The organism is Mesorhizobium sp. KR1-2 (genome assembly GCF_040045035.1).
Taxonomy (GTDB): Bacteria; Pseudomonadota; Alphaproteobacteria; order Rhizobiales; family Rhizobiaceae; genus Pseudaminobacter.
This window is the reverse complement of sequence record NZ_JBDZDS010000001.1, coordinates 618,710-637,784: the sequence shown is the minus strand read 5'-3', so window position 1 is coordinate 637,784 and position 19,075 is coordinate 618,710. Positions and strand designations below refer to the sequence as shown.

Genomic DNA, 19,075 nt, shown 5'->3' with positions numbered 1-19,075 from the left:
GAAAGCTGCCGCAGCCAGCCGGACAGTGCCAAGAGGAGCCTGAATGACCGTCAAAGCCCGATTTTCTGACTTCTTCTATACCGCGACGGACGGACTTCGCCTGCACGCCCGCGTCTACGGCGAGAATTCCACCGCAACCCCGGTCGTTTGCCTTCCCGGCCTGACCCGCAACGCCCGCGATTTTCACGGGTTCGCACTGTACCTGTCGCGCAGAAGGCGCAGGCGGCGCAAGGTCATTGCCTTCGACTATCGTGGGCGCGGGCAATCGGCCTACGACAGCCATTGGCAGAACTACAACCTGGCCGTCGAGGCAGACGATATTCTCGCTGGCCTCAGCGCACTGGAGATCGAGCACGCGGCCTTCATCGGAACATCACGTGGCGGGCTGATCATCCATCTGCTGGCCGCAATGCGACCGGCGCTGTTGAAGGCGGTTGTACTCAACGACATCGGCCCGGTGCTGGAGGGCGAAGGATTGGCGCATATCCGCGCCTATCTCGACGCCGCGCCCAGACCCAAGAACCTCGAGGAGGTTGTCGCCCTCCAGCGCGCGGTACATGGCCACGCCTTTTCAGCACTCACGGACGAGGACTGGCGGCGGTTCGTCAATGCGATCTATCGGGAGGACGGCGGGAGACCGGTCGCCGATTACGATCCGGCGCTCCTGAAAACCATGTCCGACCTGGATCTGGACAAACCGCTTCCGGATCTGTGGCCGCAATTCGAAGGGCTTTTCCGCGTGCCTCTTTTGGCCATTCGGGGCGAAAATTCGAAGCTGCTTTCCGCCGAAACGCTGCAGGAGATGGCCCGGCGCCACCCCGGGGCCAAGACGCTGACGGTTTCCGGTCAGGGGCACGCCCCCCTGCTGGAAACCGCCGGGCTGCCGAAAAGGATCGCAGCCTTCCTGGACAGCGCCGACGGCAGCGCTGCCTGACCGCCTTGCCGGACCGTTGGTGCCGGCCCACTTGCCTACCACGCAAAACAAAAAAACCCGGCGGTTGCCCGCCGGGTTTCTCCAGTCGACTGGTTAAGTCGATTAGAACGAGCGCTGGAAGCGCAGGAAGCCGCCCCAGAAGTGCCTGCGCTTGTGGTCGATGTCGTGATCCTCGTCCACACGACCCTCCGAGACACGCTCGGAGAAGTAGGTGACTTCCGGCGTGATCGCCAGGCCCGGAACAAGTTCGTACGACACGTCGGCAGCCAGACCGAAGTTCTTGGTCGAGTTAAACTTCTCTTCGTCACGGTGCTTGTTGCCCTCAGCATAGGACAGCTGCAGGTACGCCGTGAGCTTCGGGTTGAACTTGTAGGCGCCGCCACCCCAGACAGCCCACTTGCCGTTCCACGGCTTGTAGAAGCTGTTTATGATCGTGTCGTCGCGCTCCTCGTCGTGGTGCCTCTGGCTGCCCCAGCCGCCCATCACGAAGAGCGAGAGGGCGTCGGTGGCGTTCACGTCGAGGCGAAGCTTGCCGGCCCACTCCTTGAAGACATCGTCGTAACCGACAACGCCCGAGACGCCGCCCCAGCCCTGGGTCCAGGAAGCGCCGGCCACCACGTGCGGAGCATAGGAGTCGAGCGTGTAGATGCCGTTGCCTTCTTCAAGAGCGACGGCTGCCGAGAAGCCGTTGCCGCCCGTGTAGGTGTAGGCGATCTGGTGGGTGTCGAACGGACCGTACGGAATCAGGTCGTCGGCGATCACGCCACCGGCATAGCCCGTCAGCGTCGTGAACAGCGAGTCGGTCTTGCCGATACGGAAGCCGCCGAGTTCCATGTAGGCGTGGTTGATGCCGAAGCTGGCAGCGGTGTCGGTGAAGCCACCAATAATTACCGGCTCACCATCGGTGAAGGTGCCTTCCGGGTGACCAACGGTAATGGTATCCCAGTTGTAGTTGATGTGCATGTAGCCGCGCAGGGTGCCGAGTTCGGTTTCCGAACGGGCATCGAGCTGCAGGGCAGCGCGGGCACGCTTGAAGTAGGTATCGCGACGCCTGAAGTCGTCACGAAGGCGCTCGGTCTCCTTGCCCCTGTCGATGAGGACGTCGTCCCTGTCCTCGAAGAACTTCTTCTTGTCGATGACGTCAACCAGACCGCCGTAGGCGCCCTTGCCAACACCGATGTCGTAACGGATGTAGCCGCCGACGCGCAGGCAGGTCTCGGTGCCCGGGATGTAGTAGAAGCCGGCGCCGTAGACGTCGCAAATGCGAACGTATTCCATCGGTTCGGGCTCAGCGACGACAACCGCGTCGGCCGCACGAGCGCCGGAGACTGCGGCGAGAGCCGCAGCTGAGCCGAGTAGAAGGCTCTTGATATTCATTTCTGACCTCCAGTCAAAGTTGAAAAGCGGGTATGGGTACTTTTGCTGAAGGACAGCGTTTCCCTGCCCCATCCCCAATTTCGAAGAAGACTCGACTTCTCTCCTCTTCTTCTTGTTCGACATTACTTACGTCGCAGCAGTCTTCAACTAGGATTGCACGCCGACTATCGTCCCTGAGACGCTATCGGAGGCTGCTGTGGCGGAAATGCCACGATTTGGCATAACCCGGAAACGACTCTTTAACCTCTGAGGCCTCACTAGGACGCCCGCTCGACAAACGGAGAGTACAAGCATCGGGCGCAAGCCGGGTGTTTCAATTCCGGAATCCCGCGCTGCGCCAAGCGGCAAGGCCGGCGGAAATCGGCCGGCAGCCAGGGGCTGAAAGCCATTTTGCATTTTCACGCGCTTTTTTCGACAATTGTCGTCCGAGCTTATTGCTTGTGCGCGTCCTTTTCTTTATCCAGCGAAGCGCCGGAGAGGTGGCCGAGTGGTCGAAGGCGCTCCCCTGCTAAGGGAGTAGAGGTCAAAAGCTTCTCGTGGGTTCGAATCCCATCCTCTCCGCCAGCGCCCTTTCGCAACAGCCGAGCCCAGTTGCGATTTCCGGCGGGACGCTAAACACTCCCACATTGCTGGAGTGCTTGCGCGGGAATCGTCGCGCGGCCGCGTGGCCGGCGTGTATGGCTAGCTAAATGTCATAATAGAGTACGAACTCGTAGGGATGCGGTCGGATGCGTATCTCTTCGATCTCGTGCGAGCGCTTATAGCCTACATAAGTCTCCATGACGTCAGGTGTGAACACGTCGTCGGCGAGCAGGAACTTGCCGCCTGCCTGCAACGCGTCGAGCGCCTCATCGAGCGAACCAGGTGTCGACGGGATCTGGGCCCGTTCCATCGGCGGCAGATCGTAGAGATTCTTGTCGATCGGCTCTCCCGGATCGAGACGGCTGCGAACGCCGTCGAGGCCTGCCATCAGCATAGCCGCGAAAGCCAGATAGGGATTGCAAGACGGGTCCGGGCACCGGAACTCCACTCGCCTGGCCTTCGGATTCGGCGAATACATCGGAATCCGGCACGCGGCCGAACGGTTGCGCCGCGAATAGCCCAGATTGACCGGCGCCTCGAAGCCGGGCACGAGCCGCCGGTAGGAATTGACCGTCGGCGCGCAGATGCCGAGCAGGGCCGGCGCGTGCTTGAGCAGGCCGCCGATGTAGTAGCGCATCACTTCGCTGGAGCCGGCATAGCCGTCACCGGCAAAGATCGGGCGATCGTTCTGCCAGATGCTCTGGTGGACATGCATGCCCGAGCCGTTGTCGCCAAACAGAGGCTTCGGCATGAAGGTGGCGGTCATGCCTCGGCGACGCGCGACGTTCTTCACGACATACTTATAGATCATCACATTGTCGGCCATGCGGGTCAGCGTCGCAAAGCGCATGTCGATCTCGCCCTGGCCGCCGGTCGCGACCTCGTGGTGGTGCGCCTCGACGGGAATGCCGATCTGCTCGAGCAGCCTCACCATTTCGGTGCGGGCGTCCTGAAGCGTGTCGGCCGGCGGCACGGGGAAGTAGCCCTCCTTGGGGCGCAGCTTGTGCCCGAGGCCCAGCCCCGCGCGCCCGCTCCAGTTCGCCTCGACCGCATCGATGTCGTAATAGCCGTAATTGGTGCCCTGGTCGTAGTGGACTTCGTTGAAGACGAAGAACTCGAGCTCGGGACCGAAATAGGAGGTGTCGCCGATGCCTGTGGCCCTGAGATGGGTCTCGGCCTTCTGGGCGATGTAGCGGGCATCGCGGCTGTAGGGTTGGGCGTTGGTCGGATCCAGTATGTTGCAGATCAGGACCAGCGTCCTCGCCTCCGCGAACGGGTCCAGGAACGCCGTGGTCGGGTCCGGCACGACGAGCATGTCGCTTTCCTGAATTTCCTGGAAGCCGCGGATGGAAGAACCGTCGAAGCCGACGCCGTCGGTGAAACTCTCCGGCCCGATGGCTTGCGGCGGCACGGAAAAATGCTGCCACAGGCCGGGAAGGTCGACGAAACGCAGATCGACCATCTCGATCCCTTCGTCTTTTATGATTTTGAGAACGTCGTCCGGATTGGCGCAGTTGTAGGACATCGGTGTTTCCTTTCCCTATGTCGATCACTCGGACCGAGGTCGAGTTTCTTCCGCCAAATGCAGTGCTTCGTTCGCCCTTACCCTTGCTCCGCCTCGTTCTCGCAAATGCATATTTGCGCCGCATGATACGTCGAGGCCGTCCGCCTTACTATTGTTCTACTGTTCAATGACGAACGCCGCATGATCACGCGAAATCCATCGAGACCCGACGAAATCTGTTCTCATTTGAATCAAATGCCGCTGTGGATATTCAAATTCGGGTAAACGACTCGGTCCCCAATGCACTCATGAGCACAACAGACCGATACGACGTCATCCTGGACCCGACGGACACTTGGACCGTTTGGGACCTCATCAACAACGAACCGGCAGTCTTCGGCGACCATCTCCTCGCCGGACTGAGCGAAGTCGAGGCAAATGCGGCGCGGGACGTGATGAACGACGCCTGGCGCCGGCTGCGGGAAAGCGCCAAGCTGCAGATCGACGCGGCATAGCGGCAGGCCTTCTTCAGCCTGTCCGGTTTTCGCGACTGCGAACGAACAGGCTGCGTCGGCACCCTGCCGGACGTTTCAGCGCTTCACGCAGCGCTGCTAAGCGGCGCCGTTCCTGCAGTTACGCTTTGGCAGCAATGGTCGCCGCCAGCGAGGCCATGACCGCGTCCCGCTCGGCAGGGATCAGGACATCGACGTCGAAAAGTCTCAGGCTGCGCATGCCCTCGAGCGCGAGGTAGATGATGAGCGCATTGCTTTCGCTCTCGGAATTGGCCTTCATGCGGTCAAGCAGAGCGCGGTTGAAGCGCTTTACGGGAGCGAGAAAGTTCGGGTTCTCGGCCATTGCCGCCAAAACGCCCGAAGGCGGGGGCTGGCACTGCTCGAGCTCTGTGGAGAACAGTTCGAGGTAGGCGGCAAGCAGGCTGTTGGGCTGGTCTTGCCGCTCGCGCTCCTTGAGGCTCAACGCCGTGTCGAACTCGTGCACATGCTGTTCGACCAGGGCTTCCAGTAATTTCGCCTTATTCGGGAAGTGATAAAGCAGCCCGCCCTTGGAGACGCCCGCCCGATGGGCCACCGCATCCAGCGAAAGATGCGCCGGCCCCACGTCGCGCGCCACTTCAGAGGCCGAGGCAAGGATTTTTTGTCGGGCCGTGACCCTGCCGCTCGTCATAGGGTTCTCCGGATGACATTGACAATACCGTCCAGACGGTACAGTAAAAGCCCCTCAGTTTTCAACCGTCACGTTTTTCGTCAGCGAGGCGGGAACCAAATCGAACGTCTAGAGACCTCAAGCATTCTCAAAATTCGGTACCGCTCATGATCAAGCGCTTCGTAATCGCACTCATTCTCCTTGTCCTGGTGTGTGGCGGCATCATCGGCTTCAACAAGTTCCGCGACAACGCCATCAAGCAGTTCTTCGCCAACATGCCGGTGGCGACCCTCACCGTGTCTTCGCAGACGGTCGATCCGGTCACCTGGACTCCCAGCATCCAGGCGCTCGGCACCGTCAGCGCCTCGCAGGGCGTTGACCTGACCGTCGAAACCGCCGGCGTGGTCAAGGAAATCCGGTTCGAAGCCAACGACCAGGTGAAGGCGGGCGCCGTACTCATCCAGCTCGACGATGCAGTCCAGCAGGCGGATCTGGCCGCGGCAAAGACACAGGCGGCCCTCGATCAGACGGCGCTGGATCGCGCCTCCCAGCTGCAGAAGCGCGGCGTGGGCTCGGACGTCTCGGTCGATTCCGCGCGCGGGGCAGCCGACGCCTCGACCTCGCAGGTCGCCAAGCTCCAGGCCTTGCTCGATCAGAAGCAGCTCAGGGCGCCCTTCTCCGGCACCATCGGCATCCGCAAGGTGGACATCGGCCAGTACCTGGCGCCGGGCACGATTGTTGCCACGCTGCAGGACCTGGAGACCATGTATGTGGACTTTTCGGTCCCCGAGCAGCAGCTCCAGTTGCTGAAGATCGGCGGCCCGGTCCGCTTTGGGCAGACCGGCGACGGCATGCCGTTCAAGGGCAGCATCATCGGCATCGAGCCGAAGGTCGATCCGGTCTCGCGCCTGGTCAAGGTCCGCGCCGAGGTCAACAATGCCGACGGCAAGCTCAGCCCGGGCCAGTTTGTGCAGGCGCAGGTTCTTCTCCCGGAAGAGACGAACGTCGTCGCGCTCTCGCAGACGTCGGTCGTGACCAGCCTCTACGGCGACTACGTCTTCGTCATCCAGCCGGCCGACAAGCCGGAGGCTCCGGCCAATTCGGAAAAGCCGGCCGATCAAGGCAAGGCTCAGGTCGAGGCGGTGTCCGCCAAGGCCGAGCCGGAGAAGGAACAGCCGCTCGTCGCGCGCCAGGTCTTCGTCAAGACCGGCCGCCGCTCAAACGGCATCGTGGAGATCCTCAGCGGCGTCACGCCCGGTGACCGCGTGGTGACGGCCGGCCAGAACCGGCTCACCAACGGCTCGCCGGTCTCCATCGACAACACCATCAATCCTGCCGATCCGGCTCAACCGGAGGCTGCCGCGAAATGAGTTTCTCGGACATCTTCATCCGCCGCCCCGTCCTGTCGACGGTCGTGGCGCTCATGATCCTGCTGCTGGGCTTCCAGGGCATCTTCAAGCTTGCGGTACGCCAGTATCCGAAGGTTGAGGAAACGGTGATCACCATCACCACCGCCTATCCCGGCGCCAGCCCCGACCTGATCCAGGGTTTCATCACGGCTCCGATCGCCTCGGCCGTCTCCACAACCGAGAACGTCGACTACGTGACCTCGCAGAGCCGGCCTTCCGCCAGCGTCGTTACCGTGCAGATGAAGCTTGGCTCCAACCCGGACGTGGCGCTGACCGAAGTCATGTCGAAGGTCCAGCAGGTCAAGAGCAAGCTGCCGAGCGACGCCAAGGACCCGACCATCGTGAAGGGCACCGGCCAGCAATTCGCGATCATGTATCTGGCGATGCAGAATCCGAACATGACTTCGGAGGAGCTGACCGAATACATTGAGCGCGTCATCCGTCCGCGCGTCTCGACCATCCAGGGCGTGGCCGAAGTCCAGGTGCTGGGCGCGGCCAACTACTCGATGCGCGTCTGGATCGACCCGATCAAGCTGGCCGCGCGCGGCCTGACTGCGTCGGAGGTGCTGGCCGCGATCAATTCGTCGAACTTCCTGTCCGCACCGGGCAAGACCAAGAACGAATATGTCGCCTATTCGATCACGATGAAGTCGACCCTGCAGACGCCGGAAGCCTTCGGCGCCCTGCCCCTGCGCTCCGACAAGGGCGACGTGGTGCGGCTGCGTGACGTGGCAAAGGTCGAACTGGCCGCCGAGAGCACCGACACGGTTGTCAATTTTAACGGCAAGCCCGGCACCTTCATCGGCATCTTCCCGACGCCATCCGCAAATCCGCTCGACACGGCCTCGTCCGTGATCAAGGAACTGCCGGCGATCCAGTCCAGCCTGCCGGACGGCATGACGATCACGCTCGTCTACGATTCGACGGAGACGATCAGCGCCTCCATCCATGAGGTGTTCAAGACGATCGGCGAAGCCCTCGCCATCGTCATCGTCGTCATTTTGCTCTTCCTGGGCTCGTTCCGCTCGGTGCTGATGCCGGTGGTCACCATTCCGCTGTCGCTGATCGGTGTGTGCGCCATCCTTCTGGGGATGGGCTATTCCATCAATCTTCTGTCGCTGCTGGCCATGGTGCTGGCAATCGGCCTCGTCGTCGACGACGCCATCGTGGTGGTGGAGAACATCCATCGGCACATGGAAGAAGGCATGACGCCGATGCAGGCGGCTTTCAAGGGCATGCGGGAAATCTTCGCGCCAGTCGTGGCCATGACGATCACGCTGGCCGCCGTTTTCGCCCCCCTCGCCTTCACCGGCGGCTTGACCGGCTCGCTGTTCCGCGAGTTCGCCGTCACGCTGGCGGGTGCCGTGATCATCTCCGGCTTCGTCGCGGTGACGATCACCCCGACCATGGCGGCCCGCCTGCTGAAGCCCGGACACGGCCGTTTCCAGGGCTTTGTGGACCGGACATTCGACCGCATCGCGAATGCATATGAGCGACTCGTCTCGGGATCGCTGAAATATCGCCCCGTGACGCTGCTCGTCGTCGTGGCGCTGGTCAGCGTGACCGGGTTCATGTTCTTCAAGACGTCGAGCGAACTGGCGCCGGAAGAGGATTCAGGCGCGCTGTTCTCGCTCATCACCGCACCGCGCTATGCGACTTCGGAATATACCAGCCTCTATGCCCGCCAGATCCGCGACCTGACCAAGGACCTGCCGGAACTGCGTGCCAACTTCTCGATCGTCGGGATGGGCGGGCAGACCAACAGCGGCTTCTCGGTCTGGGCATTCAAGGACTGGGCCGACCGCTCGCGTTCTCAAAAGCAGATCCAGCAGGACATCCAGAACCGACTGAAGAACGTGGCGGGCGCGCAGGCGCTGGTCTTCGCGCCGCCTTCGCTGCCGGGCGCCGGCGGCGGGCTGCCGATATCCATGGTGATCCAGTCGACCGGCGACCCGAGCCAGGTGTTCGAGGTGGCCGAGGCGATCAAGCAGAAGGCACAAGCCTCCGGCCGCTTCATCATCGTGCAGAACTCGCTGTCCTTCGACGCCCCGCAGGTGACGGTGACGATCGACCGCGACCGGGCCGCCGCGCTCAACATATCCGTGCGCGACATCGGGACGACCCTCGGCCTCCTGGTCGGCGGCGGATCGGTGTCTCAGTTCGACCGCGATTCCAACAGCTATGACATCATCACCCAGGTGCCTGACCAGTTCCGCAACAATCCGGAAAAGCTCGGGCAGTTCTTCGTGCGCAGCGTGAACGGCGAGATGGTGCCGCTCTCGGCAGTGGTCGATATCAAGACCGATGCTTCGCCCGCCTCGATCGAGCAGTTCAACCAGCTGAACTCGGCGACGATCTCGGCGCTGCCGGTGCCCGGTGTTACCACCGGCGACGGCCTGGCCACCATCGAGGACATCGCCAAGCCGCTGCTGCCGTCGGGCTTCTTCGTCGACTATTCGGGCCAATCGCGGCTTGAGAAGGAGCAAGGCAACACCATCCTGATCGCGTTCGGGCTTGCCGTGGTCGTGATCTATCTGGTGCTGGCCGCGCAGTTCGAGAGCTTCCGCGATCCGCTCATCATCATGATGTCGGTACCGCTGTCGATCTTCGGCGCGATCATACCGCTCAACCTGGGACTGGGTACGCTCAACATTTACACCCAGGTCGGCCTGATCACGCTCATCGGCCTCATCACCAAGCACGGCATCTTGCTGGTCGAGTTCGCCAATCAGCAGCGCGAGGAACATGGCCTGTCGCGCGTCGAGGCAATCGTGGCTTCGGCCAAAGTGCGCCTGCGTCCGATCCTGATGACCACGGCCGCCATGGCGCTGGGCGTCGTTCCGCTGATCAAGGCGGCCGGCGCAGGCGCTGCGGCACGCTACTCGATGGGCCTCGTCATCTTCTCGGGCATCTTGGTCGGAACCATCTTCACCCTCTTCGTGGTGCCGATGTTCTACACGCTGATCTCCCGCAAGGAGCTTGTGCGCAAGGACGCCTTAGAAGCCGCTCCGGCGGCGGAAGAAGCCCCCGCGCATTGATGCACCTCCGACGCGCCCGGCCGACAAGTCCGGGCGCGTCGACCTTCGCGGCACTCTCTACCGCCCGCCAGCAGGCCCCTCACCCTTGGCACCCAAGAATTCTGCGGCCTGCCTCGCCGAATTTTGCTATTTGCTGGCCGATGCGACGACTCGCGAAAGCGTCGTCCCCTGAAATTCGAGAGCAATGAATGCCATGTCCAAGCGACCGCCCCTGACCCCGCTCATCGCAGCCCTGCCGGCAACGGTACCTTTCGTCGGCCCGGAAGCGCAGCAGCGCGTGAGTGGTCGCGCATTCCGAGCCCGCATGGGCGCGAACGAGAGCAGCTTCGGCCCCTCGCCCCGCGTGATTGCGACGATGCAGGACATCGCGAAGGACATGTGGATGTATTGCGATCCCGACAACCACGATCTGCGGGCCGCGCTCGCCGCCCATCTCGGGATCGGCTACGACAACGTCGTCGTCGGCGAGGGCATCGACGGCGTGCTGAGCCTCGCCGTGCGGATGCTGGTTTCTCCCGGTGATGCGGTCATCACCTCGCTCGGCGCCTATCCGACCTTCAACTTCCATGTTGCAGGCGTCGGCGGCAGGCTGGTCACCGTGCCTTACGAAAACGACCGTGAGAGCCTGGACGGGCTGCTCGCGGCGGTGAAGCGCGAGAATGCGCCGCTTGTGTATCTCTCCAACCCCGACAACCCGATGGGCACCTGGTGGGAGACGGACGAGCTCATCCGCTTCATGGACGCGCTGCCGGAAACCACCATGCTGATCCTGGACGAGGCCTATGGCGAGACGGGACCGGCATCGGCCCTGCCCCCGGTCGAGGTGGACCGGCTCAACGTGGTGCGCATGCGCACCTTCTCCAAGGCCTATGGCCTGGCCGGCATCCGCTGCGGCTATGCCTTCGGTGACGCCCAGCTGATTGCCGACTTCGAGAAGATCCGCAATCACTACGGCGTCAGCCGCATGGCGCAGATCGCCGGCCTGGAAGCGCTCGCGGACCAGGACTATCTCGCGACCGTCGTGGCCAAGGTAGCCGCCGGGCGCGACCGCATTTCGGCAATCGCGCGCGAGAACGGCCTCGCCCCGATACCGTCGGCGACGAACTTCGTGACCATCGACTGCGGTGCCGACGCCGACTTTGCGATGAAGGTGATGCAGAACCTGCTCGCCCGCGACGTGTTCATCCGCAAGCCGATGGCACCGGTGCTCAACCGCTGCATCCGCGTCAGCGTCGGGCTCGACCACGAGATCAACATCTTTGGCGAGGAACTGCCGCGCGCGCTGGCCGACGCTCGCGGCTGAATTTTCGGTCTGGGCGGACCGGGAACTCCGGTCCGCTCGCCGACTGCCAGGCAGGCCGAAGGGGGGCACTTGGCAGGCCTGCCTTTTTCGTAGCCTATGGCGCACGAAAGTCGCTCGGGCGGCGCTACTCGCCGCCTCCTGGCTCTCCCGCCCGATGACCGCCTCCTTTTTCCGGGAAGTTCAGCCCTTCCCTTTCTTCATCCGACACGACAGCTCAACCGAAGCGGTCCCCTGCAGCCTCTCTGGCAGTCCGGGCAACAGCCGCGCACCTGCCTTCGGCTCGATGACAGCCTGCCTTGAATTAATTGAACGTTCGTTTTATTCTTTTCCACAAGAGGAGAATTCATGGCACGCACCACGGGTTCCGACGGCGGCAGGACGGAAGCGGCAATCCGCGAGGCGGCGATCAATCTGATCGCGCGCTATGGCTATGAAGCTGTCTCCATGCGCCAGCTCGCCGCCGAAGTGGGCGTGCAGGCCGCTGCGCTCTATCGCTATTTTCCGACTAAGGAAGACCTGCTGTTCACGCTGATGCGCGAACACATGGAAGGCCTGCAGGCCGCATGGGAGATGGCCCGCCCAACTGCGGCCGATCCGCGTGGTCAGCTTGCCGCCTTCGTGCGCAACCACATTCGCTTCCACGTTGAGCGGCGGCACTCGACCCATGTTTCCAACATGGAGTTGCGCAGCCTTTCGCGCGATAATCTGACCCAGATTCTGCGGCTGCGCACAGCCTATGAAAAGGAGCTGCGGCAGATTCTGCGCGACGGCGCGGAGGCCGGAGTGTTCGTGAGCGACGATATCGGGCTGACGGCCATTGCCATCATCCAGATGATTACCGGCGTGATCGTCTGGTTTCGCCCAGACGAGCGGCTGTCCGTCGAGGAAGTGGCCGAAACCTATCTTGCAATGACGATGCGCCTCACCGGCGCCGAGATGCCCAGGGAGGCGCAGCATGTACACGCACACGCTTGATTTCGGGCATGGCGAAGACATCGATGCGCTACGCGACATGGTACGCCGTTTCGTGCAGGAGAAGATCGCGCCGCTTGCCGCAGAGATCGACCGCTCCAACCAGTTTCCGGCGCAGCTTTGGGCCGAAATGGGCGCACTCGGCCTGCTCGGCATCACCGCCGACCCGGATTTCGGCGGCAGCGGCATGGGCTATCTGGCGCATGTAGTGGCAATGGAGGAGATTTCGCGCGCCTCGGCCTCTGTCGGCCTCTCCTATGGCGCGCATTCCAATCTCTGCGTCAACCAGCTCAACCGCTGGGGCACGCCGGCGCAGAAGGAAAAATATCTTCCGGCGCTCTGCTCGGGCGAAAAGGTCGGGGCGCTCGCCATGTCGGAGCCGGGTTCTGGTTCGGATGTCGTGTCGATGCGCCTGCGGGCGGACAAGCGCAACGACCGTTTCGTGCTGAACGGCAACAAGATGTGGATCACGAACGGCCCCGACGCCGATACGTTGGTCGTATACGCCAAGACTGAACCCACGATGGGCTCGCGCGGCATTACCGCTTTCATCATCGAGAAGAACATGAAGGGCTTCTCCGTGGCGCAGAAGCTGGACAAGCTTGGCATGCGCGGCTCGAATACGGGCGAACTCGTTTTCGAGGACGTCGAGGTGCCGTTCGACAGTGTCCTTGGAGAGGAAGGACGCGGCGTCGAGGTGCTGATGTCGGGACTCGACTATGAACGAACCGTGCTTGCCGGCGGCCCGCTCGGCATCATGTCGGCATGTTTGGATGTCGTGGTGCCTTATGTGCAGACCCGGCGCCAGTTCGGCCAGGCCATCGGCGATTTCCAGCTCGTGCAGGGCAAGCTCGCCGACATGTACACGGCGATGAATGCCAGCCGCGCCTATGTCTACGCCGTGGCCTCGGCCTGCGACCGCGGCCAGACCACCCGCAAGGACGCCGCCGGCTGCATTCTCTACGCCGCGGAAAAGGCTACGCAGATGGCACTGGATGCGATCCAGCTTCTTGGTGGCAATGGCTATATCAACGACTATCCGACCGGGCGACTGCTGCGCGATGCCAAGCTCTACGAGATCGGCGCCGGGACCAGCGAAATCCGGCGCTGGCTGATCGGCCGCGAGATCATGGGGGAGAGCATCTGACATGCCTGTCATCCAGTCCCAACTTTCGACCTCAACTGATACATTCAAGGCCAATGCCGAGCATATGCGCGGGCTGATGGCTGACATTGCCGACAAGGCCGCAACCGTCGAGCGCGGTGGCTCCGAGGAAGCCCGCAAGCGTCACACTTCGCGCGGGAAACTGCTGCCGCGGCAGCGCCTCGGCCAGCTTCTTGATGCCGGATCGCCGTTCCTGGAGATCGGCCAGTTCGCAGCATGGGGCATGTATGGCGGGGACATTTCCTCGGCAGGCATGATCGCCGGGATCGGCCGTGTCGAGGGCCGCGAGGTGATGGTGGTGGTGAACGACGCCACGGTGAAAGGCGGCACCTATTATCCGGTGACGGTGAAGAAGCATCTGCGGGCGCAGGAAATCGCCATGCAGAACAACCTGCCCTGCGTCTATCTGGTCGATTCCGGCGGCGCGAACCTGCCCAACCAGGACGAGGTTTTCCCGGACCGCGAGCACTTCGGCCGCATCTTCTACAATCAGGCCAACATGTCGGCGGCCGGCATTCCGCAGATCGCCTGCGTGATGGGCTCCTGCACCGCGGGCGGCGCCTATGTGCCGGCGATGTCGGACGAGACGATCATGGTGCGCAACCAGGCCACCATCTTCCTCGGCGGACCACCGCTGGTGAAGGCCGCCACCGGCGAAGACGTAACGGCCGAAGAGCTTGGCGGCGCGGATGTCCACACACGGCTTTCGGGCGTCGCCGACCACTACGCAATGGACGATACGCATGCGCTCGCCATCACCCGACAGATCGTCAGAAACCTGAATCAGAAGAAGACGATAGGGCTCGATCTGAAAAAACCGATTCCGCCGCTTCACGCACCGGAAGAGATTTACGGCGTGGTGCCGACCGATACGCGCAAGCCCTACGACGTGCGCGAGATCATTGCCCGCATCGTCGACGGCTCAGAGTTCGACGAGTTCAAGCAGAACTATGGCACCACGCTGGTCACCGGCTTTGCGCATCTCCACGGCATGCCGGTGGGCATTCTCGGCAACAATGGCGTCTTGTTCTCCGAAAGCGCGCTGAAGGGCGCGCATTTCATCGAGCTGTGCTGCCAGCGCAAGATCCCGCTTATCTTCCTGCAAAACATCACCGGCTTCATGGTGGGCGCGAAATACGAGGCGGGCGGCATCGCCAAGGACGGCGCCAAGCTGGTGACGGCGGTGGCCACCGCGCAGGTGCCGAAGCTGACAGTCATCGTCGGCGGCTCGTTCGGCGCTGGCAACTACGGCATGTGCGGTCGTGCCTATTCGCCCCGCTTCCTCTGGATGTGGCCGAATGCGCGCATCTCGGTCATGGGCGGCGAGCAGGCGGCAACGGTGCTCGCCATGGTCAAGCGCGAAGGCATCGAACGCAAGGGCGGACACTGGAGCGCGGAGGAAGAAGCCGCCTTCCGCGCGCCGATCCTCGAAAAATACGAGCGCGAGGGTCACCCGCTTTATTCGTCGGCACGGCTCTGGGACGACGGCATCATCGATCCTGCGAAGACCCGTGATGTGCTGGCGCTAAGCCTTTCGGCTGCCCTCAATGCGCCGGTGCCGGACACGAAATTCGGCCTATTTAGGATGTAGTGCCGTGCGCTGCGGAGCACGGTCAACCGAGCACCCCAACGACGAAGGAGCCTGACATGCCTGCCAATCCGAGCAAATTTGTCTGGTACGAGCTGATGACCAGCGACGTCGATGCCGCGGAGAACTTCTACAAAACAGTCGTGGGCTGGAATTCCGAGGCCTGGGACGGAGGCGAAATGCACTACGTCATCATGAAGGCCGGCGACGCCAGCGTGGCCGGCGTGATGGCGATCCCCAAGGAAGCGGAGGGCATGAGACCGGCATGGCTCGGTTATCTTTATGCCGCAGATGTCGACGCGGCCACCGAGAGTGTTCGCAAGGCGGGCGGCAAGGTGTTCCGCGAACCGGCCGATATTCCAGACGTCGGGCGCTTCTCCGTCGTCGCCGACCCGCAGGGCGCGGTGTTCATGCTGTTCACGCCCAAGGGCGAAGGCAGCTCGCCGGCGGCGCCGATGACGCCCGGCCATATCGGCTGGCACGAATTGCTCGCCACGGACTGGCAGAGCGCCTTCGACTTCTACGCGTCCCAGTTCCGCTGGACCAAGGGCGACGCCATCGACATGGGACCGATGGGGACCTACCAGCTCTTCGAGGCCGGCGGCAACGCGATCGGCGGCATGATGACGAAGCCGCCGCAGATCCCCGCCCCTTACTGGCTATATTACTTCAATGTCAGCGACATCGACGCCGCGACCGAACGCGTGACCCAGAACAAGGGCCAGGTCGTGATGGGGCCGATGCAGGTGCCGGGCGGCGCGTGGATCACCCAATGCACCGACCCACAGGGCGCTCTGTTTGCGCTCGTGGGCACTCGCGCCTGACCAGCCTTCGCGTTGGCCGCTTCCTGGAGGATCGATGTTCAGCAAAATCCTGATCGCCAATCGCGGCGAGATCGCCGTCCGCGTCATCCGTACCGCACGGCGCATGGGCATTCGCACCGTCGCCATATATTCCGACGCTGACGCGAATGCGCTCCACGTCGCGATGGTTGATGAGGCGATGCACATTGGCCCCGCGCCCGTCGGCGAAAGCTACCTGCGCGGCGACCGGATCATCGAGGCTGCGAAAGCGACCGGCGCTGAAGCGATCCATCCAGGCTACGGCTTCCTCTCGGAAAACCCGGATTTCGTCGATCAGGTGGAGGCGGCCGGACTGGTCTTCATCGGCCCGTCCGCTGCCTCCATCCGCGCCATGGGCCTGAAGGATGCGGCCAAGCGCCTGATGGAGAGCGCCGGCGTGCCTGTGGTGCCGGGCTATCATGGCGAGACGCAGGACATCGTCGTCCTCGCCTCCAAGGCCCGCGAGATCGGCTATCCGGTGCTGATCAAGGCGCGCGCGGGCGGCGGCGGCAAGGGCATGCGCCGCGTCGATGACCCGGACAACTTTCCCGAGGCGCTTTCAGGTGCCCGCCGCGAGGCCAAGGCGGCTTTCGGCGACGACCGCGTTCTGGTGGAAAAATACGTCGAGAAGCCGCGCCATATCGAGGTGCAGGTGTTCGGCGACAATTTCGGCAACGCCGTCCACCTCTTCGAGCGCGATTGCTCGGCTCAACGGAGGCACCAGAAGGTGATCGAGGAGGCCCCCGCCCCCGGCATGACCGCCGAAATGCGCAAGGCCATGACCGACGCTGCGGTGAAAGCGGCGAAGGCTATTTCCTACTCGGGCGCCGGCACCATCGAATTCATCGTCGATGCCTCGGAGGGGCTCAGGCCCGACCGCTTCTGGTTCATGGAAATGAACACCCGCCTGCAGGTGGAGCATCCGGTGACGGAGATGATCACCGGCGTCGACCTCGTGGAATGGCAGCTGCGGGTCGCATCGGGCGAGAAGCTGCCGAAAAGCCAGGAACAGATCACGCTTGCGGGCCATGCCTTCGAGGCTCGTATCTATGCCGAAGATCCGGAGCGGGATTTCCTCCCTGCCATCGGCACGCTGCACCATCTGCGCTTTCCGCCAGACGCCCCGATAAACTCTACCATGCGCATCGAGACCGGCGTGCGCCAGGGCGATGCCATCTCGCCCTACTACGATCCGATGATCGCCAAGCTGGTGGTGCATGCCGGCGACCGGAGCGCGGCGCTCGACGCCTTGGCAACCGCGCTGAAGGACACACAGATCGCCGGCTCCGTTACGAATGTCGGATTTCTGGCCGCGCTGGCGCAGGACAAGGATTTCGCCGCCGGCGACGTCGACACCGGTCTGATCGAGCGCAAGCAGGCGGCACTCACGGCCAAGCGCCAGCCCGACAACGGTGTTATTGCCCGCGCGGCGCTGGCCGCCTCGGGCGCGAGACCAAGCGAAGGCCTGCCTGACGATCCGTGGGCGGCGCTGCCCGGCTACAGCCATTTCCATCCGATCGAGCGACAGGTCTCCCTTCATTTCGGCGGGAAGGAGTTCAAGGCCGGCGTAACGGCCCTGGCGAACGGCCGCTTTGCGGTTCGTTTCGATGGCATGCCGCCAATGGCGCAGTCGCAGGCCGATCTTGCCGGAACCGTCTGCTGGCCCGGCCATGTGACGGTCTTTGCCAAGGGGACATCCTTCACCTTCTCAGTGCCCGATCCCTTCGCCAGCGCGGCAGACGCGGAGGCCGGCGCTGTCAGCATGCGCGCGCCGATGCCCGGCCTGGTCAAGCTCGTCCGCGCCGACAAGGGCGATGCCGTGAAGAAGGGCCAGCCGCTGCTGATCCTTGAAGCGATGAAGATGGAGCACACCATCGCCGCCCAGCACGACGGCGTCATCGCCGAAATCGCGATCGAAGGCGCCCAGGTGACGGACGGGACAGTGCTGGTACGCTTCGTGGAAGAAGCGGGCACCTGAAAAGGCTGAAACGAAAATGGCCGGGACAAGCCCGGCCATCTCGTCAACTCGCCAGCGCGGCGACAGGCATTACTGCTCGATCGGAGCGTACTTGCCGTCGTGCCACTGGTTGATGTCGTAGGAGGCGTTCTTGAGGTCGCCCTTCTCGTCGAAGGTCACGTCGCCCACGACGGTGTGGATCGGCTCGCCGTTCTTCAGCGCTTCGGCGACCTTCATCGGATCGTCGGTGCCGGCGCGCTCGATGCCCTGAGCGAAGGCCTGGATCACGGCGTACGAGAACAGGGTGAAGCCTTCCGGCACGAAGCCGCCGGCCTTGATGTTCTCAACAGCTTCCTTCGCCTCAGGCTTGGCCTGTGGGTCCGACGGGAACACGAACATCGTGCCTTCGCCAGCCGGGCCGGCGACCTGCCAGAATTCCGGCGAGGCGATCGAGTCGGGCATGATCAGCTGGAACTTGAAGCCCTGCTCCGAAGCCTGACGCAGCATCAGGCCGGCTTCCGGGTGATAGCCACCGAAATAGACCACATCGGCCTTCAGTTCCTTCAGCTTGGTCACCAGAGCCGAATAGTCCTTCTCGCCGGCGTTGAGGCCTTCGTACATGACCTCCTTCAGGCCGCCGTCATTCATCGTCTTGCGGACAGCATCGGCCACGCCCTGACCGTATGCGCTCTTGTCGTGCAGGATGACGACGTTCTTGCCCGCATATTTCTTGGCGATCCACGGGCCCATGAAGGCGCCCTGGGCGTCGTCGCGCGTATAGAGGCGCATGATGGTCGGCCAGCCCTTCGCGGCGGCATCGTCCGTCATAACCGGGTTCGACGAGGCCGGGCTCATCATCAGGTAGCCGCTCTCGGCATAAACGGCCGAGGCCGGAATGCTCGAGCCGGAGCAGGCGTGGCCGTCGATGAACTTGATGCCATTGGCGACGATGCGGTTGGCGACCGACACGGCCTGCTTGGGATCGCAGACGTCGTCTTCGATCGACAGCTTGAGCTGGCGACCCATAACGCCGCCCTTCTCGTTGACGGCCTTGACCGCAGCTTCCGCGCCCTGCTTGAACTGGTCACCGATGGTTGCAAGCTGGCCGGTCATCGGCCCCGCAACAGCAATGGTGATGTCGTCGGCGCGCGCTGCCTGTGCCGCCAACACGAAGCCGACAAGAGCAGCTCCCAGAATCGTTTTCTTGATCACGTTATGTCCTCCGATATCGGCAAAACGCCGT

At 63.1% G+C, this 19,075-nt stretch carries 14 protein-coding genes and 1 tRNA gene; 11 read left to right on the top strand and 4 right to left on the bottom strand.

Features of this window, described 5'->3' with window-relative positions:
- Nucleotides 1-43: 43 nt before the first annotated feature.
- A complete protein-coding gene (locus ABLE85_RS03025) occupies nucleotides 44-934 on the top strand; it encodes an alpha/beta hydrolase (RefSeq protein WP_348791190.1) in 891 nt (296 codons plus the stop codon).
- 102 nt (nucleotides 935-1,036) lie between these two features.
- On the opposite strand, the gene ABLE85_RS03020 is transcribed toward ABLE85_RS03025, so the two are convergent.
- Nucleotides 1,037-2,311 (bottom strand): porin, encoded by a 1,275-nt coding sequence (locus tag ABLE85_RS03020; RefSeq protein WP_348791189.1) that lies wholly within the window; start codon nucleotides 2,309-2,311, stop codon nucleotides 1,037-1,039.
- 473 nt (nucleotides 2,312-2,784) lie between these two features.
- Here ABLE85_RS03020 and ABLE85_RS03015 point away from each other — a divergent pair.
- Nucleotides 2,785-2,875, top strand: a tRNA-Ser gene (locus ABLE85_RS03015).
- Between the two features lie 121 nt (nucleotides 2,876-2,996).
- On the opposite strand, the gene glnA is transcribed toward ABLE85_RS03015, so the two are convergent.
- Nucleotides 2,997-4,418, bottom strand: coding sequence for a type I glutamate--ammonia ligase (gene glnA, locus ABLE85_RS03010; RefSeq protein WP_348791188.1), 1,422 nt, complete (start codon nucleotides 4,416-4,418; stop codon nucleotides 2,997-2,999).
- A 287-nt stretch (nucleotides 4,419-4,705) separates the two neighbouring features.
- On the opposite strand from glnA, the gene ABLE85_RS03005 reads away from it, so the two are divergent.
- Nucleotides 4,706-4,912 (top strand): hypothetical protein, encoded by a 207-nt coding sequence (locus tag ABLE85_RS03005; RefSeq protein ID WP_348791187.1) that lies wholly within the window; start codon nucleotides 4,706-4,708, stop codon nucleotides 4,910-4,912.
- 118 nt (nucleotides 4,913-5,030) lie between these two features.
- On the opposite strand, the gene ABLE85_RS03000 is transcribed toward ABLE85_RS03005, so the two are convergent.
- Complete coding sequence (locus ABLE85_RS03000; RefSeq protein WP_348791186.1) at nucleotides 5,031-5,579, bottom strand: TetR/AcrR family transcriptional regulator; 549 nt, start codon at nucleotides 5,577-5,579, stop codon at nucleotides 5,031-5,033.
- Between the two features lie 146 nt (nucleotides 5,580-5,725).
- Between ABLE85_RS03000 and ABLE85_RS02995 the strand changes: the two genes are divergently transcribed.
- The 8 genes from ABLE85_RS02995 (at nucleotide 5,726) to ABLE85_RS02960 (ending at nucleotide 17,853) form a co-directional block, all read left to right on the top strand.
- Entirely contained in the window at nucleotides 5,726-6,928 is a 1,203-nt protein-coding gene (locus ABLE85_RS02995) for an efflux RND transporter periplasmic adaptor subunit (RefSeq protein WP_348791185.1), read from the top strand.
- Nucleotides 6,925-10,005 carry an efflux RND transporter permease subunit gene (locus ABLE85_RS02990; protein ID WP_348791184.1) on the top strand — a complete coding sequence of 1,027 codons (3,081 nt, stop codon included), beginning with the start codon at nucleotides 6,925-6,927 and terminating at the stop codon, nucleotides 10,003-10,005. Before ABLE85_RS02995 ends, ABLE85_RS02990 begins: the two co-directional genes overlap by 4 nt.
- Before the next feature lie 193 nt (nucleotides 10,006-10,198).
- A complete protein-coding gene (locus tag ABLE85_RS02985) occupies nucleotides 10,199-11,308 on the top strand; it encodes a pyridoxal phosphate-dependent aminotransferase (RefSeq protein ID WP_348791183.1) in 1,110 nt (369 codons plus the stop codon).
- A gap of 345 nt (nucleotides 11,309-11,653) precedes the next feature.
- The gene (locus tag ABLE85_RS02980) at nucleotides 11,654-12,283 is read left to right on the top strand and encodes a TetR/AcrR family transcriptional regulator (RefSeq protein ID WP_348791182.1); all 630 of its coding nucleotides are present in this window, start codon (nucleotides 11,654-11,656) and stop codon (nucleotides 12,281-12,283) included.
- On the top strand, nucleotides 12,264-13,427 hold the full coding sequence (locus ABLE85_RS02975; protein WP_348791181.1) for an isovaleryl-CoA dehydrogenase: 1,164 nt from the start codon (nucleotides 12,264-12,266) through the stop codon (nucleotides 13,425-13,427). Before ABLE85_RS02980 ends, ABLE85_RS02975 begins: the two co-directional genes overlap by 20 nt.
- 1 nt (nucleotide 13,428) lies before the next feature.
- The gene (locus ABLE85_RS02970) at nucleotides 13,429-15,036 is read left to right on the top strand and encodes a carboxyl transferase domain-containing protein (RefSeq protein WP_348791180.1); all 1,608 of its coding nucleotides are present in this window, start codon (nucleotides 13,429-13,431) and stop codon (nucleotides 15,034-15,036) included.
- A gap of 56 nt (nucleotides 15,037-15,092) precedes the next feature.
- Nucleotides 15,093-15,857 carry a VOC family protein gene (locus ABLE85_RS02965; RefSeq protein WP_348791179.1) on the top strand — a complete coding sequence of 255 codons (765 nt, stop codon included), beginning with the start codon at nucleotides 15,093-15,095 and terminating at the stop codon, nucleotides 15,855-15,857.
- A gap of 34 nt (nucleotides 15,858-15,891) precedes the next feature.
- Nucleotides 15,892-17,853 (top strand): acetyl/propionyl/methylcrotonyl-CoA carboxylase subunit alpha, encoded by a 1,962-nt coding sequence (locus ABLE85_RS02960; protein ID WP_348791178.1) that lies wholly within the window; start codon nucleotides 15,892-15,894, stop codon nucleotides 17,851-17,853.
- A gap of 69 nt (nucleotides 17,854-17,922) precedes the next feature.
- Here the strand turns inward: ABLE85_RS02960 and ABLE85_RS02955 are convergent, their stop codons facing one another.
- A complete protein-coding gene (locus tag ABLE85_RS02955) occupies nucleotides 17,923-19,044 on the bottom strand; it encodes an ABC transporter substrate-binding protein (protein ID WP_348791177.1) in 1,122 nt (373 codons plus the stop codon).
- Nucleotides 19,045-19,075 lie beyond the last annotated feature (31 nt).

What these genes read in the sequence shown, in the direction of transcription:
- ABLE85_RS02960 (WP_348791178.1), top strand. Translation starts at nt 15,892, where the DNA reads ATGTTCAGCAAAATCCTGATCGCCAATCGCGGCGAGATCGCCGTCCGC.
- ABLE85_RS02975 (WP_348791181.1), top strand. Translation starts at nt 12,264, where the DNA reads ATGTACACGCACACGCTTGATTTCGGGCATGGCGAAGACATCGATGCG.
- ABLE85_RS03005 (WP_348791187.1), top strand. Translation starts at nt 4,706, where the DNA reads ATGAGCACAACAGACCGATACGACGTCATCCTGGACCCGACGGACACT.
- ABLE85_RS03020 (WP_348791189.1), bottom strand. Translation starts at nt 2,311, where the DNA reads ATGAATATCAAGAGCCTTCTACTCGGCTCAGCTGCGGCTCTCGCCGCA.
- ABLE85_RS02995 (WP_348791185.1), top strand. Translation starts at nt 5,726, where the DNA reads ATGATCAAGCGCTTCGTAATCGCACTCATTCTCCTTGTCCTGGTGTGT.
- ABLE85_RS02985 (WP_348791183.1), top strand. Translation starts at nt 10,199, where the DNA reads ATGTCCAAGCGACCGCCCCTGACCCCGCTCATCGCAGCCCTGCCGGCA.
- ABLE85_RS03000 (WP_348791186.1), bottom strand. Translation starts at nt 5,579, where the DNA reads ATGACGAGCGGCAGGGTCACGGCCCGACAAAAAATCCTTGCCTCGGCC.
- ABLE85_RS02980 (WP_348791182.1), top strand. Translation starts at nt 11,654, where the DNA reads ATGGCACGCACCACGGGTTCCGACGGCGGCAGGACGGAAGCGGCAATC.
- ABLE85_RS02965 (WP_348791179.1), top strand. Translation starts at nt 15,093, where the DNA reads ATGCCTGCCAATCCGAGCAAATTTGTCTGGTACGAGCTGATGACCAGC.
- ABLE85_RS02990 (WP_348791184.1), top strand. Translation starts at nt 6,925, where the DNA reads ATGAGTTTCTCGGACATCTTCATCCGCCGCCCCGTCCTGTCGACGGTC.
- ABLE85_RS02970 (WP_348791180.1), top strand. Translation starts at nt 13,429, where the DNA reads ATGCCTGTCATCCAGTCCCAACTTTCGACCTCAACTGATACATTCAAG.
- ABLE85_RS03025 (WP_348791190.1), top strand. Translation starts at nt 44, where the DNA reads ATGACCGTCAAAGCCCGATTTTCTGACTTCTTCTATACCGCGACGGAC.
- glnA (WP_348791188.1), bottom strand. Translation starts at nt 4,418, where the DNA reads ATGTCCTACAACTGCGCCAATCCGGACGACGTTCTCAAAATCATAAAA.